The following is a 17648-nucleotide window of genomic DNA, read 5'->3' on the forward strand; positions in this document are numbered from 1 at the left end:
CATCCAACAGCATGGGGATGCGCCCCGGGGGCATGGGGGGCTTACCCCCACAAACAAGCGCGCCCGTTACACCAAAGTATTAAAATCGTCCAACAGCATGGCGATCCTGCCGCTATCGGTCTGGCTCATGATGTGGGCGGCGCGGCTTTGGGCGGCGGCGAGGTCGATTTCGCGCACGCGTTGTTTCACCGGGCCCAAACCATGTGCGCTCATGGACAGTTCGCGAATCCCCAGTCCCAACAGCAACGCCGTAAAGCGCGGGTCGCTGGCCATTTCGCCGCAGACCGAGATGGGGATGCGGGCACGCAAGGCCGCTTCGGTGGTGAATTGGATCAAGCGCAAGACGCTGGGGTGCAGCGGGTTGTAGAGCCCGGCCACCTGTTCGTCGGTGCGGTCCACGGCCATGGTGTACATGGTCAGATCGTTGGAGCCGACGGCGAAAAAATCAGAGACCGACGCCAAGGCGTCCGCCGTGAGGGCTGCGGACGGCACTTCGATCATCACGCCCAATGGCGGCACGGGGTCGGCGATTTTGACCTTTTTGCGTTTCAGCTTGGTCACCAGCTTTTTCAAGATGTCGCGGGTTTTGCGCACCTCTTGCTGGGTCGAAACCATGGGCAGCAAGATGCGCACCGGGCCCAAGGCGCCTGCGCGCAAGATGGCGGTGAGCTGGTCTTCCAACAGCGCGCGTTTTTTCAAAGACAAACGAATGCCCCGCATGCCCAAAGCACTTTGCGCACTGTCGCCGATGTCTTGGGTGATGGACTGGGCCAGCTTTTCGCCGCCGATGTCCAGCGTGCGGATGGTTACGGGCCGCCCGTCCATGGCTTTAACGATGTCGGCCAAGATTTTATATTGCTCGTCTTGGGACGGAATTTCGTCGCGGTTCATGAACATGAACTCAGAGCGCAGCAAGCCGATGCTAGACGCCCCCGATGTCAGCACGCCCGGCATTTCGATGGGCAGCTCGACATTGCAGCCCAGCGAAATTTCCGTGCCGTCGCGGGTCACAGACGGTTGGCGGCGCAGGCGTGCCAAGCGGCCGAGTTTTTTGCGGTGTGCGGCCTGTTTGGCTTCGAATGCGGCCAAGGTTGTGGGCTTGGGGTGGATGACAACCCGGCCCTGGTTGCCGTCGATAATGACATGATCACCCGATTTCAACGCACCCAGCAAACCGGGTGCACCCAGCACGGCAGGCAGGCCCAGGGCGCGGGCCATAATCGCCGTGTGGCCTTGCGCACCCCCCAAAACCGTGGCGAAGCCCATGACTTTTTTCGGGTTGAGCTGTGCGGTGTCGGCGGGCGTCATATCTTCGGAAATGATAATCGAGCCCTTGGGCACGGTGTTGAGGGGCTTCACGTGGGACTTGGTCAGCACCCGGATTAAACGGTTGGCGACCTCGCGCACGTCGTCGATGCGCGCCGAAATATAAGCGTCGTCCAGCTCCGCAAAGCTTTGCGCGATGTCGTTGATTTCGGCCTGAATGGCGGCTTCGGCATTGATTTTGTCTTCGGTGATGCGGCGAAACGCGCCCCGGACCAAACGCGAATCATCCAGCATTTGATCGTAGGCTTCCAACAAAAAGCCCATTTCTTCAGCCGCTGACGGCGGCATCGAGGCCGCTTTGGTGCGCAGGCGCGCGATTTGGCGCTGGGCGGTTTTCAGCGCGACGTCTAAGCGCGCGATTTCTGCATCAACGTTTTTGGCCCCCTTCAGCGCATATTCGGGCACAGCAATAGAGCCGGATTCGCGCACATGCACGATACCGATGGCGATCCCGGACGAGACGCCCAGGCCGTCAATCACTTGCTCTTTGGGGGCAGGGTTCACTTAAAACGTCCCTCAGCACTCTTCGCCGAACTTGTTGGCGATCAGCTCAGCGATGGCATCCATGGCGCTGGCAGATTCCACACCCGAAATGGATACGGAAATAGAAGACCCAATGCCGGCGGCCAACATCATCAGTCCCATGATTGATCCGCCGGAAACGGACTGGCCGTCTTTGCTGACCGTAATGTCGGCGTCGAATTCGGCAGCCAGCTTAACGAATTTTGCTGCTGCGCGGGCATGCAAGCCCCGCTCGTTACAGATGTTGAGGCTGCGCTCTATGGGGGTGGTGTCGGTCATGGTCGTGTTCTTTTGGTCTATAGGTGATCAAGAGCCGTCTTGGCTCAACAAATCCGAAGCAATGTTGATGTATTTGCGCCCAGCGTCTTGGGCTTGGTCGGCGGCGCCTTTCAAGTCGTCCGTGTTGCGCACGCTGGCCAGCTTGATCAGCATGGGCAAGTTGACGCCGGCGATGACTTCGACGTTTGCTTTTTCAATGACGGAGATGGCCAAGTTCGACGGCGTGCCGCCGAACATGTCGGTAAGCAAGATGACACCGACGCCGCTGTCGACTTTGGAAATGCTGTCCAAGATCTGGGTGCGGCGTTCTTCCATATCGTCGTCGGGGCCGATGCAGATGGCGCCGACGGCCTCTTGCGGTCCCACCACATGTTCCATAGCGGCGACCAGTTCTTCAGCCAAACGGCCATGAGTCACGAGCACAATGCCAATCATGACGGTTGTTTGCCCTTATTTTCTGTGGATCCGGGAACAACGGGCATATCCCGATGTCCCAAGCGGACCCTGTTGTGTGTGTCGCCCAGCCATGCGGCCAATTTTTCAGCCATAAAGACAGAGCGGTGTTGTCCTCCGGTGCAGCCCACCGCAAGGGTGAGATACGATTTGCCGGCCTCTTCGAAGCGCTGAACCATGGGGCCCAACAACTGGGTGAGGTTGGCGAAAAAATCTTCGAACCCGGCGTCTTCTTGAACGTAGGCCTGAACCCGGGGGTCTTGCCCGGTCAAAGGTTTGAGTTCGGGATCATAATGGGGATTTCGCAAAAAGCGAACATCGAAGACCAAATCCGCATCGCGCGGCAGGCCCTTGCGAAACGAAAAAGACGTCACGAACACGGCCATGGCGGTGTCGGTCACGCCTTCGGCAAAGGTGTGGTTCAAAAAGCTTTTGACGTCATAGGGCGTGTCGCCGGTGGTGTCCAAGCGGATATCAACCACGTCCATGACCGGGCCCACCGTTTCGCGCTCTAAGCGGATGCCGTCCAAAACCGGCAGGTCGTGGGCCAAGGGGTGGCGGTGGCGGGTCTCGGTATAACGGCGCACCAGCTCTTCGTCACCGCAATCGACAAACAGAACTTGGATATCAATATCGTCGCGGGTGCGCAGGGCTTTGAGCTGCGCAATAAACGCATCAGCGGCAAAATCGCGGGTGCGTATATCCACGCCCACGGCGATGGGGCGGGTTTCGATGTCGGGATTTTCAAGCGGCGCGACAATGTTGGGCAGCAGGGAAAGGGGCACGTTGTCCAGGGCCTCGAAGCCCAAGTCTTCGAACGCTTTTAAAACCGTGGTTTTGCCCGCGCCCGACATCCCGGTCACGAGCACCATGCGGCGCAGTTTTTGGTCCGTTGCCATATCCATGGTTGGACAGATTAGCGATCATTTGGAATGAAACAAGTTTTCTTGTAAGGCTTTTAAAGCCCAGCGCACTTTTGCGGGCGCAGAAGCGTCCAAACCGTGCACGCAAAAGCGCGGAACCTCCACGCCTTGTAACATTTCCGTCTCAGAATCGGGCAAGCGGTCGATGTCGGACAAGGGCATTAAATCGAAGATCGCGCGAATGGCGGCGTCTTCGGCAAAGGGCATTTGCACAATGCCAATGCCACGCAGCTCCATCAGGCCTTGGATGGTGTCCGGCGCGCGCCCGACAAGATCGTCAGCGTCTTTGTAAACTTCGGTGTAGTCGTCCGAAACCAAGCCCGCCCCGTCTTCGATGAGACGCAGCGCCAGATCAGACTTGCCACTGCCGGGGGCTCCGCGCAGCAACACGCCTTGGCCTTTGATGACCACACACGTGGCATGAATTCGTTCCATAACAAAAGCTTGAGCCGATAAACCGAAGGTGTCAATTGGGTTTGGGATACGCGACCTCGCGACCTCGTTTGTCATTGCGAGCGGAGCGAAGCCATCCAGCATGTCTCAGCACGCACCAGCCTGGATTGCTTCGGCGTTTCACGCCACGCAATGACGACCGGTGAATCTGTGCTTTATACACCCTTTTAGGGTCGTCATTCCCGCGAAAGCGGGAATCCAGGGCCTCACGAAGATTGTGTCTGATTACCCATGGACCCCGGATCAAGTCCGGGGTGACGGTTAGGGTTCGGCGCTCTGCTTCTCGCATTGACAGCTGAGGGTGCTAGACGCTTGGCAAGCAGACCGTGAAGCAGGCACCCGTAACCGCGTCCGAGCCATCTTTAGCGTTCGCTGCCGAAATGGTGCCGCCGTGGGCTTCGAGGATTTGTTTGGAAATCGCTAGCCCCAAGCCTGAATGCTGGCCGAAGTCTTCGCTTTCGGGGCGTTCGGTGTAAAAGCGGCTGAAGATGTCGGCTTCCTTGCCGGGCGGGATGCCGGGGCCTTGGTCGGTGACGGTGATGGAGATGTGGCCGTTGTCTCGCCCAGCTTTGATGGCGATGGTGCCGCCTTGGGGACTGAACGACACCGCGTTGGCGATCAAGTTGCGAAACACTTGGACCAAACGGTCTTCTAGGCCGTCGACAATCAGGTCGATTTCGCTTTCAATCGTCAAGTTCGGCGCGCTGTCGTCAGCCGTGTGGGTGTGGATGTCGGCCAAGGTGGTGAGCAGTTTGCCCATATCCACCGTTTTGGTTTCGGCGCGCGACAGTTCCGCATCCAAACGCGACGCGTCGGAAATATCGGTGATCAAGCGGTCCAGGCGCTCCACGTCGTCTTGAATGACGTCCATCAGTTTGCGCTGTTGTTCCGGGTCCTTGAGGCGCGCGGCGGTTTCCACCGCACTTTTGAGACTGGTGAGCGGGTTTTTGATTTCGTGAGACACATCGGCAGCGAACGCTTCGATGGCGTCCATGCGGGTCCAGAGCGCCTCGGTCATGTCGTTCAAGGCCGACGCCAGCTCGCCGATTTCGTCGTCGCGCCAACGCATGCGCGGGATGGTATGTTGGCGGTGCTGGCCGCCGCGCACCCGGTCGGCCGCGCGGGCTAGGTTGCGGATGGGGCGCGCGATGGTGCCGCCCAGATATAGCGAGACCAAAACCGTCAGCACTAAAGTGGCTCCGAACATGGCCAAAATGTCTTTGCGCACTTCGAACAAGGCGTCGTCGATTTCTTGAGAGCCCTTGGACAACATCAACACACCGAGTGTCTGTTTGTAGCGCGTCACCGGCATGGCAACCGATAAGATCAACGAGCCGTCCGGCATGGAGCGGCGCGCGACCCAGGTTTCGCCTTGCAGCGCGCCGACGGCTTCGCGGTAATCTTGCACGTGTTGTTCGACGTTTTCGGCGTAGGGGGGATACTCTTCAATGCCGGGCAACCACATATAAAGGGTGTCCAAGGTGTGAAACACGCGGTTGAGCAGGCTTTCTTTTTCTTCCTGGCTCATGGGTGGCGGCAGGGCTTGGGTTTTCACTTCGCCGCCAGGTTCTAACAGCATACGCGAATCCGCGACCAAGTCGCCGGTCGCCGTAAATAGACGTGCGCGGGTTTCAGCGGTAAAGGCTAAACGGCGCACGATTTGGCTGGCGAGCTCGGGCAGCAGTTGCTGTCCAGCCTCACTCACAGCACTTTCGCCCAAGGCGACGGAAAAAATTTCCGCGTGCGTGCGCAGCGCCGACAGTTCGGTTTCGATCAGGTTGCGGCGATATTCACCCAAATAAAACAAGCCCGCGACTAAGATGGCGGGCGCCAACACGTTCACCGCCAAAATCCGGCGGGTTAGCGGCGAAAACCGCTTGTCCAAAACTGCCGACGGTTCGCTCTTTAACGCAGAGGGTGGTTGCTCAGTCATCCGTGTAGCGATAACCCACCCCGTAAAGTGTTTCAATGGCGGAGAACGTGTCGTCCACTTGGCGGAACTTGCGGCGCAGGCGCTTGATGTGGCTGTCGATGGTGCGGTCGTCCACATAAATGTGTTCGCCATAGGCCGCATCGATCAGCTGATCGCGGCTTTTGACGTGCCCGGGATTGCGTGCCAAAGCTTGCAGCAACAAGAACTCCGTCACCGTCAGGTTCACTTGTTTTTCTTGCCACACACACAAATGGCGCGTGCTGTCTAAGGTAAGCTCGCCGCGCTGCAGGACTTCGGCCTGGATCGGTTGCGGGTCGCGGCGGCGCAGAACGGCGCGGATGCGTTCCAATAGCAAGCGTTGGGAAAACGGCTTTTTAATATAGTCGTCCGCACCCATGCGCAGGCCCATGGCTTCGTCCAGCTCGTCGTCTTTGGACGTTAAAAAGATCACCGGCATGTCACTGCGTTTGCGCAGCTCGCCCAACAGCTCCATCCCGTCCATGCGCGGCATTTTGATGTCCAGCACGGCCAAGTCAGGTGGGTTGCGGGTGATCTCGCGCAGAGCTTCTTGACCGTCTTTATAAGAGTTGACGGCGAATCCTTCAGCTTCCAAAGTCATGGAAACAGAAGTGAGAATGTTGCGGTCATCGTCGACCAAGGCAATTGTATGAGTCATAGCGCGTCCAGAAATGTGTTCTTAAGTTTAAGTTTGCCTGAATTTGGCAAATAATCGCAAGCTTTGGGTTGAACACAATTGACCTTTGCTTTGTGGCAAAATTATAGTGTTAACAAGGCACCAAAGCACGGACTTGTCAAAGTCCGCTAGAGAATTGGAGATCTACATGCATGATCGCTATACCCGTTTTAGTCAGGGTTCGCGTTCGCGCGTTTCTCAGCGGCAACCGAAATTTGCACGCGCCAAAGTGTCACAAGCGGCTCCAATCGCGCCGGCTCTTCTGTGGGCCGGCATCGGACTACTCCTCACGACGTTCATGATTTTGCAATTGTTCTGAGGCCTTAATAGGCTAGACGCGCAAAATGCGCTTGAGGGATTTGGATACCGGGACGTGAACGACTTCATAAAAATGATCAGCAGCTTAGGCCGTCTGCTTGTTGACGCGGCCCGGGACTTGTTGCCGATCGTCGTGGTCATCGCGTTTTTCCAAGCCGTCGTTATTCGCCAACCGTTCCCCAACTTGGGCGAAATCTTGATCGGCACGGCGCTGGTGATCTTTGGCTTGGCCTTTTTTATTCGCGGCCTGGAAATGGGCCTGTTCCCGCTGGGCGAATCCATGGCTCAGGCGTTTGCCAAAAAGGGCTCGGTCATGTGGTTGTTGGGCTTTGCCTTTGCCTTGGGGTTTGGCACCACGGTGGCCGAACCGGCCTTGATTGCGGTTGCCGCCGAAGCGGCCAAAACAGTGGCCGAAGGCGGCCTGATTTCCACAGACACCGCCGAGTTGGAAGCGTACGCCGATGGGTTGCGCATGACGGTGGCGCTGTCGGTCGGTATCGCCATTGTCATCGGTGTGTTACGCATTCTCAAAGGCTGGCCCATTCAATATGTGATCATCGCCGGTTATCTCGGCGTGGTGGTCTTGACCTTTTTTGCCCCGCCCGAAATCGTCGGCATCGCTTATGACAGCGGCGGTGTGACGACGTCCACGATTACGGTACCGCTGGTGACTGCCTTAGGTGTGGGCTTGGCGACGTCGATCCGCGGACGCAACCCCATGGTGGACGGTTTTGGTCTGATTGCCTTTGCCAGTTTGACGCCGATGATGTTTGTGATGATTTACGGGATGGTGTTCTAAGATGATGGATCTCGTAACACATATTCTTTCCACGGCTTGGGCGACGGTGTTCGACGTTTTGCCCATCGCCGCGATTTTGCTTTTTTTCCAAGTGGGCGCTTTGCGCAAAATGCCGCCCAACCCCAAACGCATTGCGGTGGGCTTTTTGTATGTGTTGGTTGGCTTGACGTTGTTCTTAGTCGGCTTGGAATTGGCGCTGTTCCCGCTGGGTGAAACCATGGCGCGCCAGCTCACCGCCCCGGAATTTTTGGGTGGCGATGCGCTGCTGGGTAAAGTGAACTGGAAAGATTATCTCTGGGTTTATGCTTTTGCAGCGGCCATTGGCTTCGCCACCACGGCGGCCGAGCCGTCGCTGATTGCGGTGGCGATTAAGGCCGAACAAATTTCAGGTGGCGCCATCAACGCCTTTGGCCTGCGCATGGCGGTGGCCATCGGTGTTGCCGTCGGGGTGTCGTTGGGGGCGTACCGCATCGTGTCGGGCACGCCATTGCATTGGTACATCATCGCGGGCTACGTGGTGGTGATTGTGCAAACCTTGTGGGCTTCAAAATTCATTATTGCGCTGGCCTATGACAGTGGTGGCGTGACCACATCAACGGTGACCGTTCCGGTGGTGACCGCACTGGGCTTAGGACTTGCGTCCACCATTCCGGGCCGAAGCCCATTGTTGGACGGATTTGGATTGATCGCGTTTGCCAGCTTGTTCCCCATTATGGCGGTGCTGGCTTATGCAAACATTGCTTCTTTCTTGCAACGGCGAAATCAAAGCAAGGAAGACGAAGAGACTGAGGGGGAAAAGGAGACCAGCCTATGAACCTCAAAATGATTATGGCGCTCGTCAAAGACGAGATCACGCAAACCGTCATCGATGCCGCGCGTGAAAAAGGGGCAACGGGGGCGACGATTATCACCAGCGCCCAGGGTGAAGGCCTAAAAAAGGAAAAAACCTTTCTTGGGTTGGATTTGGCCGCGCAGCGCGACATCGTGCTGTTCATGGTGGCCGCGCCAAAGGCCCGTGAAATTCTTGAAGAGATTGCCCGCGCCGGGAAATTCGACGAAGACCCCGGTTCCGGGATCGCTTGCCAGATTGCGTTGGAGGATGCCGTCGGCATTACCAGCCAATTGCAAACTTTGAAAGATGAAGTGGAAGAAGAGCTATGAGCGAGCAAAGCTATGTCAAAGTTGAGGACATCATGTCCACGAACATTGAAACCATCGATGCCATGGCGACGGTCCATGACGCCGTGACCAAAATGCGCGACGCAGGTGTCAGCTCTTTGGTGGCCGACCGCCGCGATCAAACCGATGAATACGGATTGGTGGTGGTGTCTGACATTGCAAAACAGGTGGTCTCAAAAAATCGTGCGCCGGAACGCGTCAACGTCTACGAAATCATGTCCAAGCCGGTGTTGACTGTGCCCAAAGACATGAACATCCGCTATGCGGTGCGTCTTCTCACCCAGTTTGGTCTGTCGCGCGGCATTGTGGTTGACGAGCATCGCGCCCCGGTGGGAATCGTGACGTTGCGCGATTTGGTGCTGCGTCATATCGACTAAAACAGATGAAGCGTCCTCATCTTAAACCGGACGAAGCTGCGCGCTTGGCCCGCCTGATCGCGCGCCGGACGGACAAGGGCGCGCTGGCCACCAGCCGCCGCGCCGCCCGGCCTAGCCAAAAAGGCCACCCCTATGTCTCTAAAGTGGGCGTGGCGTGGGACTTGGACGGCTCGCCCTTATTTTTGTTTTCCACATTGGCCGCGCACACCCAAGACCTATTGGCCGACGGGCGCGCGTCATTGTTATTGGAAGCGCCCACCACCAAAGACAACCCGTTGGAAGGTGCGCGCACGACGTTGGTGGGCAAGGTTCGCCAGCTGGCAGGGGCTGACACACAGGCCGCGCGCGCACGTTATCTCAACACGCACCCGGCAGCGGCCATGTATGCAGACTTCGGCGACTTTGCCTTGTGGCGCATGGACATTGAAAAAGTGCACTACGTCGGCGGCTTCGGTGCTGCAAAGTGGACCAAGGCCCAAGACTTCGTTACCCCGCCTCTGGACTTGGGCGAAAAAGCAAACCGGATTGTGGACAGCTATGCAGAAGATGCACGGTGCGTCTTTACCCACGTGCATGCACGTTCGGCCCGTGGCTGGAAGCTGGTGGAGATCGATCCGGACGGTCTGGTTTTTCAAGGACCGAAAAAGAAATCTGAACGCGTCGATTTCGCGTCCCCGGCGACGGATGCCAAATCCTGGCGCACGCGGTTGCGCGCTTTGGTGAAAAAGGCCAAGGCTTAACGCGGAATTTAGAGTCTTTCTACCTAAAATTTGAATATAAACCTGTCATCGGGGACGTTTTAACCCTACCCGGATATGCGTTTTTTTGGTTGAATGAGAAAATCAACCGGACGCAGATTCGGACGTTTTTAGACACGTATTGTTTAACCATTGACCGTCTCTTGGGTGCCTTATGGCTTTTGCTACCGTTCTCGCCGTAATCGCTTTTTTTGTCGCCATGGTTGCCCTGTGGCTGACCAGTGACATTGTCAAAAAAGTGCAATCGCAAAACGATCAGTTCATTCGCTCCCAGGTCACGGGTCTGCGTGAACAGCTGCGTGAGCTTGATGCTGTGGTGAGCAAAACCTATCGCGCTTCGCAACGCCAAGATAACGTCCAAGCGGGACTGGAACAGCGTCTCAACGACCACACCAAGGTGATGGGGGCGATGAAAGCCCAAATCTCCACGCTGACGACCCAATTGGACGATTTGGATCGCTCGGTCCCGTCGCGCTATCGCGTGCGCATCGCTAAATCGGATGCTAAAGAGACCGACAAGTCCGCGTCCAAACCGTCCATACAATAGTACGTCACGGATGAACTCTGGGACGAATCCTGTCGTCCCATAGTCCGTTTGAGCAGTTTTTTTACGGTTTTGTTTCGGAACCTGTGGGGAACTTTCGCTAATCGCTTGATAAGCACTTGGAGTCAAAGGGCTTTTCGCACCCGCACAAAAAATTTGACGCAGCCGCTTCGTTGGCTAGTCTAGACGCCCCTCAACGAGGTAACAGTTCACGTTTAGAAGGACCTCCCACCATGCTCAACACTGCGGAAGCGCCCACCGCAAATGCGAAACTCAAGGCCTGGGTCGAAGAGATCGCAGCCTTAACCAAACCAGCAGCCATTCACTGGTGCGACGGTTCTCAAGAAGAGTACGACCGCCTGTGCGCAGAGATGGTGGACGCGGGTACGCTGAAGAAGCTGAACGACGAAAAACGTCCCAACAGCTATCTCGCGTGTTCAGACCCCTCCGACGTTGCGCGCGTCGAAGACCGCACGTTTATCTGTTCTGAAAAAGAAGAGGACGCCGGCCCCACCAACAACTGGATGGCCCCTGCGGACATGCGCGAAAAGCTCAACGGCTTTTTCGACGGCTGTATGGCCGGTCGCACCATGTATGTGGTTCCGTTTTCCATGGGCCCGCTGGGTTCGCCCATCGCGCACATCGGCGTGCAGTTGACCGACAGCGCCTACGCGGCTGTGAACATGCGCATTATGACGCGCATGGGCTCCAAAGTTTTGGACGTGTTGGGCGCAGACGGCGAATTCGTTCCTTGCGTGCACTCTGTTGGCGCGCCGTTGGCTGAAGGTCAAGACGACGTGCAGTGGCCGTGCAACGCGGAAAAATACATCGTTCACTATCCCGAAACTCGTGAAATCTGGTCCTTTGGCTCGGGTTACGGCGGCAACGCCCTGTTGGGCAAAAAATGTTTTGCGCTGCGCATTGCTTCTGCCATGGCACGCGACGAAGGCTGGTTGGCTGAGCACATGCTGATCGTCGGTCTGGAAAGCCCCGAAGGTGAAAAAACCTACGTTGCGGCGGCGTTCCCGTCTGCGTGTGGCAAAACCAACCTGGCCATGTTGATCCCGCCCGCAGGGTTCGAAGGCTGGAAAGTCTGGACCGTGGGTGATGATATCGCCTGGATCAAACCGGGTGACGATGGGCGCTTGTACGCCATCAACCCCGAATACGGCTACTTCGGTGTGGCCCCGGGTACGTCCATGAAATCCAACCCGTCGGCGATGAACTCGCTGACCGAAAACTGCATCTACACCAACGTCGCCGAAACCGACGATGGCGATGTGTGGTGGGAAGACATGTCCGACGCGCCGGCCCATGCCATCGACTGGAAAGGCAATGACTGGACGCCCGACAGTGAAACGCCCGCGTCGCATCCGAACGCGCGCTTCACCGCACCGGCCGGCCAATGCCCGTCCATCGACCCGGCTTGGGAAGACCCCAAAGGTGTTCCCATCTCCGCGTTCATCTTTGGCGGTCGTTTGTCCAAAACTTTCCCGCTGGCATACCAAGCGTTCGATTGGAACCACGGTGTGTACATGGCCGCGACCATGGGCTCCGAAGCCACCGCTGCTGCGGTCGGCCAAGCGTCTATTCGCCGTGACCCGTTCGCCATGTTGCCGTTTTGCGGCTACAACATGGGTGATTACTGGCAACACTGGGTGGACTTCGGCACGAAGATCTCCAACCCGCCGGCCATCTTCCGCGTGAACTGGTTCCGCAAAGATGAAAACGGCAAGTTTATGTGGCCGGGCTTCGGTCAAAATATGCGCGTGCTCAAATGGATTGTGGATCGTGTGAACGGCAAAGCCGAAGGCGCGGTCGAAAGCCCGCTGGGTCTAATGCCGCAACACGACGACATCACCTGGGACGGCTTGGACTTCACCAAGGACACGTTCGAACACCTGATGGAAGTCGACAAAGCGGGCGCCATGGCGGACGCCCAAGACCAAGTCAACTTGTTCGACAAGTTCGGCGACAAGCTTCCCAAAGAAATGGAAGCCCAACGCCAAGCGCAAATCGGTCGTTTGAACGACGCACCTGATGTTTGGAAAATGCCGGGATAAGCTCAGCACTTTCGCGCAAACAAAAACCGCCGCCCGGGAAACGGGGCGGCGGTTTTTGTTTGCGTATGCAGAAAATACTATGAAACCTATGATCCCATGCATACATTCTATAGGATTAGGGATCACACCGGACGCTTGATTTCCCCCCCCTGGACCAACCATCTTGCTCATACGCTCTCGAATTGTCTCCTTCCTCGTTGTAGTTAGCCTTCTGATATTCGCCGGAGGCCAAAGTTTGGCGGCAGAACGCGTGGTCCTTCAGCTGCGCTGGGATCATCAGTTTCAATTCGCCGGGTATTACGCAGCCCTATGGCAGGGCTATTACAAGGATGCGGGCTTGGACGTTGAAATCCGCTCTGCGTTCGAAACCGGCGCACGCGTGAACGCCCTTGAAGAGGTCTCTGCAGGCCGTGCGCATTTTGGTATCGGTGCCGCCGATGTCTTGCTCGCCCGTGAAAACGGGGCGGACTTATCGGTCATTGCGTCTTACTTCCAACACAGCCCCGTTGAAGTGTTTGTCAAAAGAAACGCAGGCATTCGCGGCCCCAGTGATTTGGTGGACAAGAAACTGGCATCAGGTGTTGACCCACTGATCGACGTTGAAGTTGATGCGATGTTGCGCATTGAAGGCGTTGCCCCATCAAGCATAAAACGTGTAGAGCTTTCCGCCGATCGTTCAGCCCACGATTATCTCAATGAACTGGAAAACGGCAGTATCGATGCACTGCCGGTCTATGCCTTATCATCCTTGTGGGCGGCAAGACAGTCCGGGCTAGACTTTATGCGCTTGCATCCTTCGGCCTATGGGGCCGATTTTTATGGGGATTCCTTGGTGGTTGAAACCACTTGGGCCAAAGATAATTTGCAAGCCGTCGATGCGTTTGTAAAAGCCACAAATCAAGGCTGGGAATACGCCCTTCAAAATAAAAGCGAACTCATTGAACACATCTCGACCAAACTTAAACGCCACCTTCCTCTTGAAGACGCCGAGACTTACAACCGATTTTTGGCAAAAGAAATCTCTGCCATCATGTTGTTTCCCACCATCCAGGCCGGAAATGTCAATCCACAGCGGTGGGAACGCATTGGTCATACGCTGTGGCAAAATGGGTTGCTGAAAGAGGCACCGAAACACACAGAGTTTGTCATTTCGGCCCATGAAGCCCTTGAAGAGCAATTCCATAGGTCCGCAAGCGTTGTTGTCGGCCTTTTGTTGACGATCATGGTGTTCGGCGTTGGCTACATATATTGGTGGCGCCATGTGCGCATCAAGGATGTCCAATTTCGTGAACTGTTTGAAAACATGCACAATGGGGTTGCTGTCTACCGCGCGGTTGATGGGGGCAAAGACTTTGTGTTCACCAATTTTAACAAAGGTGGCGAGCGCATTGAAAACGTTTCACGCGATCAGCTTATTGGCAAACGCGTGACCGAGGTGTTCCCCGGTGTGGAAGACTTTGGGTTGTTGGATGTATTTGAACGGGTTTGGCGGACCGGAAAACCGGAACACTTTCCGCTCGGCTTTTATGACGATGAGCGCATTTCGGGTTGGCGGGAAAATTATATTTATAAACTGCCCAATGGCGAGCTGGTTGCGGTCTATGAAGATGCCACAGCGCGCAAACAAGCCGAGCAAGAATTGGAGCTGATGAACAAAGAGCTCGAACAGCGCATCGAAACCCGCACCGCCGATCTCAAAGATGAAATTGCACGGCATAAGGATACGCTTGAACAGTTGCGCCTGTTCTCGCGCGCTGTTGAACAAAGCCCCAACATGATCTTCATCACAAACTTGAACGGCATTATCCAATACACAAACCCCAAGTTTACAGAGCTGACGGGATACGGCGCTGCCGAAGCTTTGGGCCAAAAACCCAGCCTCATCAAATCTGGGGATACGCCCATAGACGTGTATCAAGAGCTCTGGCAAACCATTATGTCTGGCCGAGAATGGCGCGGCGAAATTAAAGACCGGCGCAAAAACGGGAAAATTTTTTGGGCGGCGATTTCGATTTCACCCGTGCGCGACAACGACGACGAAATCACGCACTTTGTCGCCATGCACGAAGACATTACCCATCGTCGAGTTGCCGAGGAGAAAATCCGCACGGCCATGGAACATGCTCATGTCGCAAACCGGGCGAAATCGGAATTGCTGGCGAACATGAGCCACGAGTTGCGCACCCCCTTGAATGCCATCATCGGCTTTTCCAATACAATCCGCGATGAGGTCTTTGGCCCCATTGAAAATGAAAAGTATCCGGAATACGCAGGGGATATCTTGCGGTCTGGCGAGCACCTTTTGGACTTGATCAACGATATCTTGGACGTGTCCGCCATCGAAGCGGGCAAGTTGTCGCTTCACGAAGAGGTCATTTCTGTCCAAGACGCCATCGATTCATCCGTTCGCTTGGTCCGCCCACGCGCAGACAAAGAACGTGTGAAACTGGTGCGTGATGAAACGCTGGATTTGCCTATGCTGAAAGCGGACATGCGCCGACTGAAACAAATTTTGATCAACTTGTTGAGCAATGCGGTGAAATTTACCCCCGATGGTGGCGAGGTCATTATATCCGCAGGCTTGTCTGAAAATGATGAGGTTCAAATCTTGGTCAAGGACACAGGCGTTGGCATGACGCCCGAGGAATTGATGAAAGCCAAGAGCCAATTCGGCCAAGCGGATTCCGGTCTTGACCGCAAACACGAAGGCACCGGTCTGGGTTTGCCGTTGACCATGAACTTGGTGGAGCTCCATGGCGGACAATTCGACATTGTCAGCGCCAAGGGCGAAGGCACATCCATCACGATGACCTTCCCCGCCGAACGGACTTCGCGCGTTTGAGCGTCGCGCCTGAGGTTTGGTAAATGCCGGGCGAAATAAGGATATAGACCTCACGCTGTCATTCCCGCGAAAGTGGGAAGATGGAGTCACGCTTGAAGCTAGGGCGCTTTGAAAGTTGTGCCTGACAGCCCCTGGACCCCAGATCAAGTCCGGGGTGACGGTTTTTTATTGATCAATGTTCTGCGGTTAATCCAAAACCAACGACACCAACCCATCCGCCAGTTTCGGTTCGAACCACGTGGATTTTGGCGGCATGATTTTGTTGGCGTCGGCGACGGCCATGAGGTCGGCTAGGCTGGTGGGGTACATGGAAAAGGCGCAGGCCCACTCGCCGCTTTCGACGCGTTTTTCCAGACCTTCCAGGCCTCGCGCACCGCCGACGAAGTCGATGCGGGCGTCCGTGCGGGGGTCGCCGATGCCCAACAGGGGTGCCAAGATATGATCGGTGAGCAAGCTGACGTCCAGGCGGTCCACCGGGTCGGCGTTTGCGGCGGGTGGGTTTTTCAGGGCCAGCTTAAACCAGCGGCCATCCACATATAGGCCGAAGGTGGCCGGGCCTTTGGGGCCGACGGGTGTGTCCGATGCGGTGATGTCAAAGGCGTCTTCAAGTTTGGTGAGGAACGCCGCCGTGTCCAATCCGTTTAAGTCTTTGACCACACGGTTGTAGTCCAAGATCATCACTTCGTCGTCGGGGAAACTGACGGTGAGGAAACTCTCATACGAGGCGTCCGGGTCGGCGTTGTCGGTGCGACGGTTGGCGGCAACACGCAGGGCAGCCGCGCTGCGGTGGTGGCCGTCGGCAACATAGAGCGCGTCCATTTGCGTGAAGATGTCTAAGATGCGGGCCACGGTGTCTTCATCGCCCACCCCCCAAACTTGGTGCACAACGCCGTCGCCGTGCTGGGCTTCCAACAAAGGCGCGCCCGCCGTGACGTCGGCATAAATCGCGGCTAAGTCCGCGTTGGCGCGATAGGTCAAAAACACCGGACCGGTTTGCGCGTTCACCGCTTCGATTTGATTGACCCGGTCGTCTTCTTTGGTGGGGCGGGTGAGCTCATGCTTTTTGATGCGGTTTTCTTCATAGGCCTTCACACTGGCGCCGCCGACGATGCCGGTTTGCACATGCGCGCCCATGGTCGCGCGGTAGACGTAATAGTGCGGTGTGTCTTCGCGCACCAGAAGGCCTGCATTGATCATCTTTTTCAGGTTTTCGCCCGCCTTGGCGTAAACAGCTGCGCTGTAGGGATCGGTGTCTTCGCTCAAATCGATTTCTGCACGCGACACATGCAAGAAGCTCCAGGGCTTGCCATCGGCCATTTCACGGGCTTCTTGCGTGTTCATCACATCATAAGGTGGCGCGACGATTTCGGCTTCGCGGCCTTCGGCGGGACGCAGAGCACGGAAAGGTTTGAGCAAAGAATCGGTCATCAGTATCTCCCCCTTGTGGTTGCCCGATTATACATAGGTTTAGGAGAGGCGGTAGCCTTCCTCCATCAATACCCGTTGCACCACGGGACGGGTGCACATTTTGTCGAAGTGTTTTTGGCAGGCGTCGGGCAGTTTGATGTCGGTGCGCGTGGCCCAAAATTCCACATAAAACAGGGCGGCGTCGGCGATGGAGAACGCGTCGGTGACATAGCCGCTGGGGGATTGTTCAAGCTTTTGCGCCACGATGTTGAAGCCTTTTGCGATCAACTGGCGGCCTTGGGCTTCGACGACGGCGCGGTCTTGTTCGCGCGAAATGTAGCGCTCGGTCGTGAAAATGCGGGTGAAGCCTTGCATGTGGATGGTGGACACGGCGTAGCTCATGACCTCCAACACTTCAGCCTGTTTGGTGATGTCTTCGGGCAGCAGTCCGGCCTTGGGGTGGGCCAGGGCCAGCCACCAGGCGATGGCCTGAAATTCCGACAGCACCGTGCCGTCGTCCAGCACCAGTGCGGGGATCGTGCCTTTGGGGTTTACGGCCAAGTATTCCGGCGTATTCTGATCGCCTGCGGGCAGGCTCAAAACGTGGGCGCTGAAGAGTAAATCCAGTTCTTCGAGCAAAATATGAATGCCCGTCGAACACGATCCCGGTGTCATGTAGAAATCCATCATGGGTGAGGTGCTCCGCTGTTGTCTGTGGGGATGAGAAGCAAGGGCGATGCCACTTCAAATCTATGGAAAACCGGGGAAAACCGGGCGT

At 56.4% G+C, this 17648-nt stretch carries 17 protein-coding genes; 8 read left to right on the forward strand and 9 right to left on the reverse strand.

What is annotated here, in order from left to right; genetic code table 11:
- Window positions 1–66: 66 nt before the first annotated feature.
- The 7 genes from ptsP to V5T82_RS16620 form a co-directional block, all read right to left on the reverse strand.
- Window positions 67–1830, reverse strand: a complete 1764-nt coding sequence (gene ptsP / locus V5T82_RS16590) for a phosphoenolpyruvate--protein phosphotransferase (RefSeq protein WP_332896787.1) — start codon at window positions 1828–1830, stop codon at window positions 67–69.
- A gap of 12 nt (window positions 1831–1842) precedes the next feature.
- Entirely contained in the window at window positions 1843–2127 is a 285-nt protein-coding gene (locus tag V5T82_RS16595) for an HPr family phosphocarrier protein (protein WP_332896788.1), read from the reverse strand.
- Window positions 2128–2154: 27 nt separating this feature from the next.
- Window positions 2155–2562: a PTS sugar transporter subunit IIA gene (locus V5T82_RS16600; protein WP_332896789.1), complete on the reverse strand. Its 408-nt coding sequence runs from the start codon at window positions 2560–2562 to the stop codon at window positions 2155–2157.
- On the reverse strand, window positions 2559–3485 hold the full coding sequence (gene rapZ, locus V5T82_RS16605; RefSeq protein ID WP_332896790.1) for an RNase adapter RapZ: 927 nt from the start codon (window positions 3483–3485) through the stop codon (window positions 2559–2561). The genes V5T82_RS16600 and rapZ overlap by 4 nt, the downstream gene beginning before the upstream one ends.
- Window positions 3486–3503: 18 nt before the next feature.
- The gene (locus tag V5T82_RS16610; protein ID WP_332896791.1) at window positions 3504–3938 is read right to left on the reverse strand and encodes an HPr kinase/phosphorylase; all 435 of its coding nucleotides are present in this window, start codon (window positions 3936–3938) and stop codon (window positions 3504–3506) included.
- 322 nt (window positions 3939–4260) lie between these two features.
- Entirely contained in the window at window positions 4261–5889 is a 1629-nt protein-coding gene (locus V5T82_RS16615) for a sensor histidine kinase (RefSeq protein WP_332896792.1), read from the reverse strand.
- Window positions 5882–6565 (reverse strand): response regulator transcription factor, encoded by a 684-nt coding sequence (locus V5T82_RS16620; RefSeq protein ID WP_332896793.1) that lies wholly within the window; start codon window positions 6563–6565, stop codon window positions 5882–5884. Before V5T82_RS16620 ends, V5T82_RS16615 begins: the two co-directional genes overlap by 8 nt.
- Window positions 6566–6956: 391 nt before the next feature.
- Between V5T82_RS16620 and V5T82_RS16625 the strand changes: the two genes are divergently transcribed.
- The 8 genes from V5T82_RS16625 to V5T82_RS16660 all read left to right on the forward strand — a co-directional run bounded on the left by V5T82_RS16625 (window position 6957) and on the right by V5T82_RS16660 (window position 15463).
- Complete coding sequence (locus V5T82_RS16625; protein ID WP_332896794.1) at window positions 6957–7700, forward strand: DUF1538 family protein; 744 nt, start codon at window positions 6957–6959, stop codon at window positions 7698–7700.
- A gap of 1 nt (window position 7701) precedes the next feature.
- Window positions 7702–8514 carry a DUF1538 domain-containing protein gene (locus V5T82_RS16630; protein WP_332896795.1) on the forward strand — a complete coding sequence of 271 codons (813 nt, stop codon included), beginning with the start codon at window positions 7702–7704 and terminating at the stop codon, window positions 8512–8514.
- A complete protein-coding gene (locus V5T82_RS16635; RefSeq protein ID WP_332896796.1) occupies window positions 8511–8861 on the forward strand; it encodes a P-II family nitrogen regulator in 351 nt (116 codons plus the stop codon). Before V5T82_RS16630 ends, V5T82_RS16635 begins: the two co-directional genes overlap by 4 nt.
- Window positions 8858–9256, forward strand: a complete 399-nt coding sequence (locus tag V5T82_RS16640; RefSeq protein ID WP_332896797.1) for a CBS domain-containing protein — start codon at window positions 8858–8860, stop codon at window positions 9254–9256. Before V5T82_RS16635 ends, V5T82_RS16640 begins: the two co-directional genes overlap by 4 nt.
- A gap of 5 nt (window positions 9257–9261) precedes the next feature.
- On the forward strand, window positions 9262–9996 hold the full coding sequence (locus V5T82_RS16645; RefSeq protein WP_332896798.1) for a HugZ family pyridoxamine 5'-phosphate oxidase: 735 nt from the start codon (window positions 9262–9264) through the stop codon (window positions 9994–9996).
- A 172-nt stretch (window positions 9997–10168) separates the two neighbouring features.
- Window positions 10169–10561 carry a hypothetical protein gene (locus V5T82_RS16650; protein ID WP_332896799.1) on the forward strand — a complete coding sequence of 131 codons (393 nt, stop codon included), beginning with the start codon at window positions 10169–10171 and terminating at the stop codon, window positions 10559–10561.
- Between the two features lie 230 nt (window positions 10562–10791).
- Window positions 10792–12621 carry a phosphoenolpyruvate carboxykinase (GTP) gene (locus V5T82_RS16655; protein WP_332896800.1) on the forward strand — a complete coding sequence of 610 codons (1830 nt, stop codon included), beginning with the start codon at window positions 10792–10794 and terminating at the stop codon, window positions 12619–12621.
- A gap of 235 nt (window positions 12622–12856) precedes the next feature.
- On the forward strand, window positions 12857–15463 hold the full coding sequence (locus V5T82_RS16660) for an ABC transporter substrate-binding protein (protein WP_332896801.1): 2607 nt from the start codon (window positions 12857–12859) through the stop codon (window positions 15461–15463).
- Window positions 15464–15649: 186 nt separating this feature from the next.
- Here the strand turns inward: V5T82_RS16660 and V5T82_RS16665 are convergent, their stop codons facing one another.
- Window positions 15650–16891, reverse strand: a complete 1242-nt coding sequence (locus V5T82_RS16665; protein ID WP_332896802.1) for a DUF1015 domain-containing protein — start codon at window positions 16889–16891, stop codon at window positions 15650–15652.
- Window positions 16892–16930: 39 nt separating this feature from the next.
- Window positions 16931–17560: a glutathione S-transferase family protein gene (locus tag V5T82_RS16670; protein ID WP_332896803.1), complete on the reverse strand. Its 630-nt coding sequence runs from the start codon at window positions 17558–17560 to the stop codon at window positions 16931–16933.
- Window positions 17561–17648 lie beyond the last annotated feature (88 nt).

This window comes from Magnetovibrio sp. PR-2 (genome assembly GCF_036689815.1).
In the GTDB taxonomy this organism is placed as follows: domain Bacteria; phylum Pseudomonadota; class Alphaproteobacteria; order Rhodospirillales; family Magnetovibrionaceae; genus Magnetovibrio.

What these genes read in the sequence shown, in the direction of transcription:
- V5T82_RS16610 (WP_332896791.1), bottom strand. Translation starts at nt 3,938, where the DNA reads ATGGAACGAATTCATGCCACGTGTGTGGTCATCAAAGGCCAAGGCGTG.
- V5T82_RS16640 (WP_332896797.1), top strand. Translation starts at nt 8,858, where the DNA reads ATGAGCGAGCAAAGCTATGTCAAAGTTGAGGACATCATGTCCACGAAC.
- V5T82_RS16645 (WP_332896798.1), top strand. Translation starts at nt 9,262, where the DNA reads ATGAAGCGTCCTCATCTTAAACCGGACGAAGCTGCGCGCTTGGCCCGC.
- V5T82_RS16595 (WP_332896788.1), bottom strand. Translation starts at nt 2,127, where the DNA reads ATGACCGACACCACCCCCATAGAGCGCAGCCTCAACATCTGTAACGAG.
- V5T82_RS16655 (WP_332896800.1), top strand. Translation starts at nt 10,792, where the DNA reads ATGCTCAACACTGCGGAAGCGCCCACCGCAAATGCGAAACTCAAGGCC.
- V5T82_RS16615 (WP_332896792.1), bottom strand. Translation starts at nt 5,889, where the DNA reads ATGACTGAGCAACCACCCTCTGCGTTAAAGAGCGAACCGTCGGCAGTT.
- V5T82_RS16630 (WP_332896795.1), top strand. Translation starts at nt 7,702, where the DNA reads ATGATGGATCTCGTAACACATATTCTTTCCACGGCTTGGGCGACGGTG.
- V5T82_RS16600 (WP_332896789.1), bottom strand. Translation starts at nt 2,562, where the DNA reads ATGATTGGCATTGTGCTCGTGACTCATGGCCGTTTGGCTGAAGAACTG.
- V5T82_RS16620 (WP_332896793.1), bottom strand. Translation starts at nt 6,565, where the DNA reads ATGACTCATACAATTGCCTTGGTCGACGATGACCGCAACATTCTCACT.
- V5T82_RS16665 (WP_332896802.1), bottom strand. Translation starts at nt 16,891, where the DNA reads ATGACCGATTCTTTGCTCAAACCTTTCCGTGCTCTGCGTCCCGCCGAA.
- V5T82_RS16635 (WP_332896796.1), top strand. Translation starts at nt 8,511, where the DNA reads ATGAACCTCAAAATGATTATGGCGCTCGTCAAAGACGAGATCACGCAA.
- V5T82_RS16650 (WP_332896799.1), top strand. Translation starts at nt 10,169, where the DNA reads ATGGCTTTTGCTACCGTTCTCGCCGTAATCGCTTTTTTTGTCGCCATG.
- rapZ (WP_332896790.1), bottom strand. Translation starts at nt 3,485, where the DNA reads ATGGATATGGCAACGGACCAAAAACTGCGCCGCATGGTGCTCGTGACC.
- V5T82_RS16670 (WP_332896803.1), bottom strand. Translation starts at nt 17,560, where the DNA reads ATGATGGATTTCTACATGACACCGGGATCGTGTTCGACGGGCATTCAT.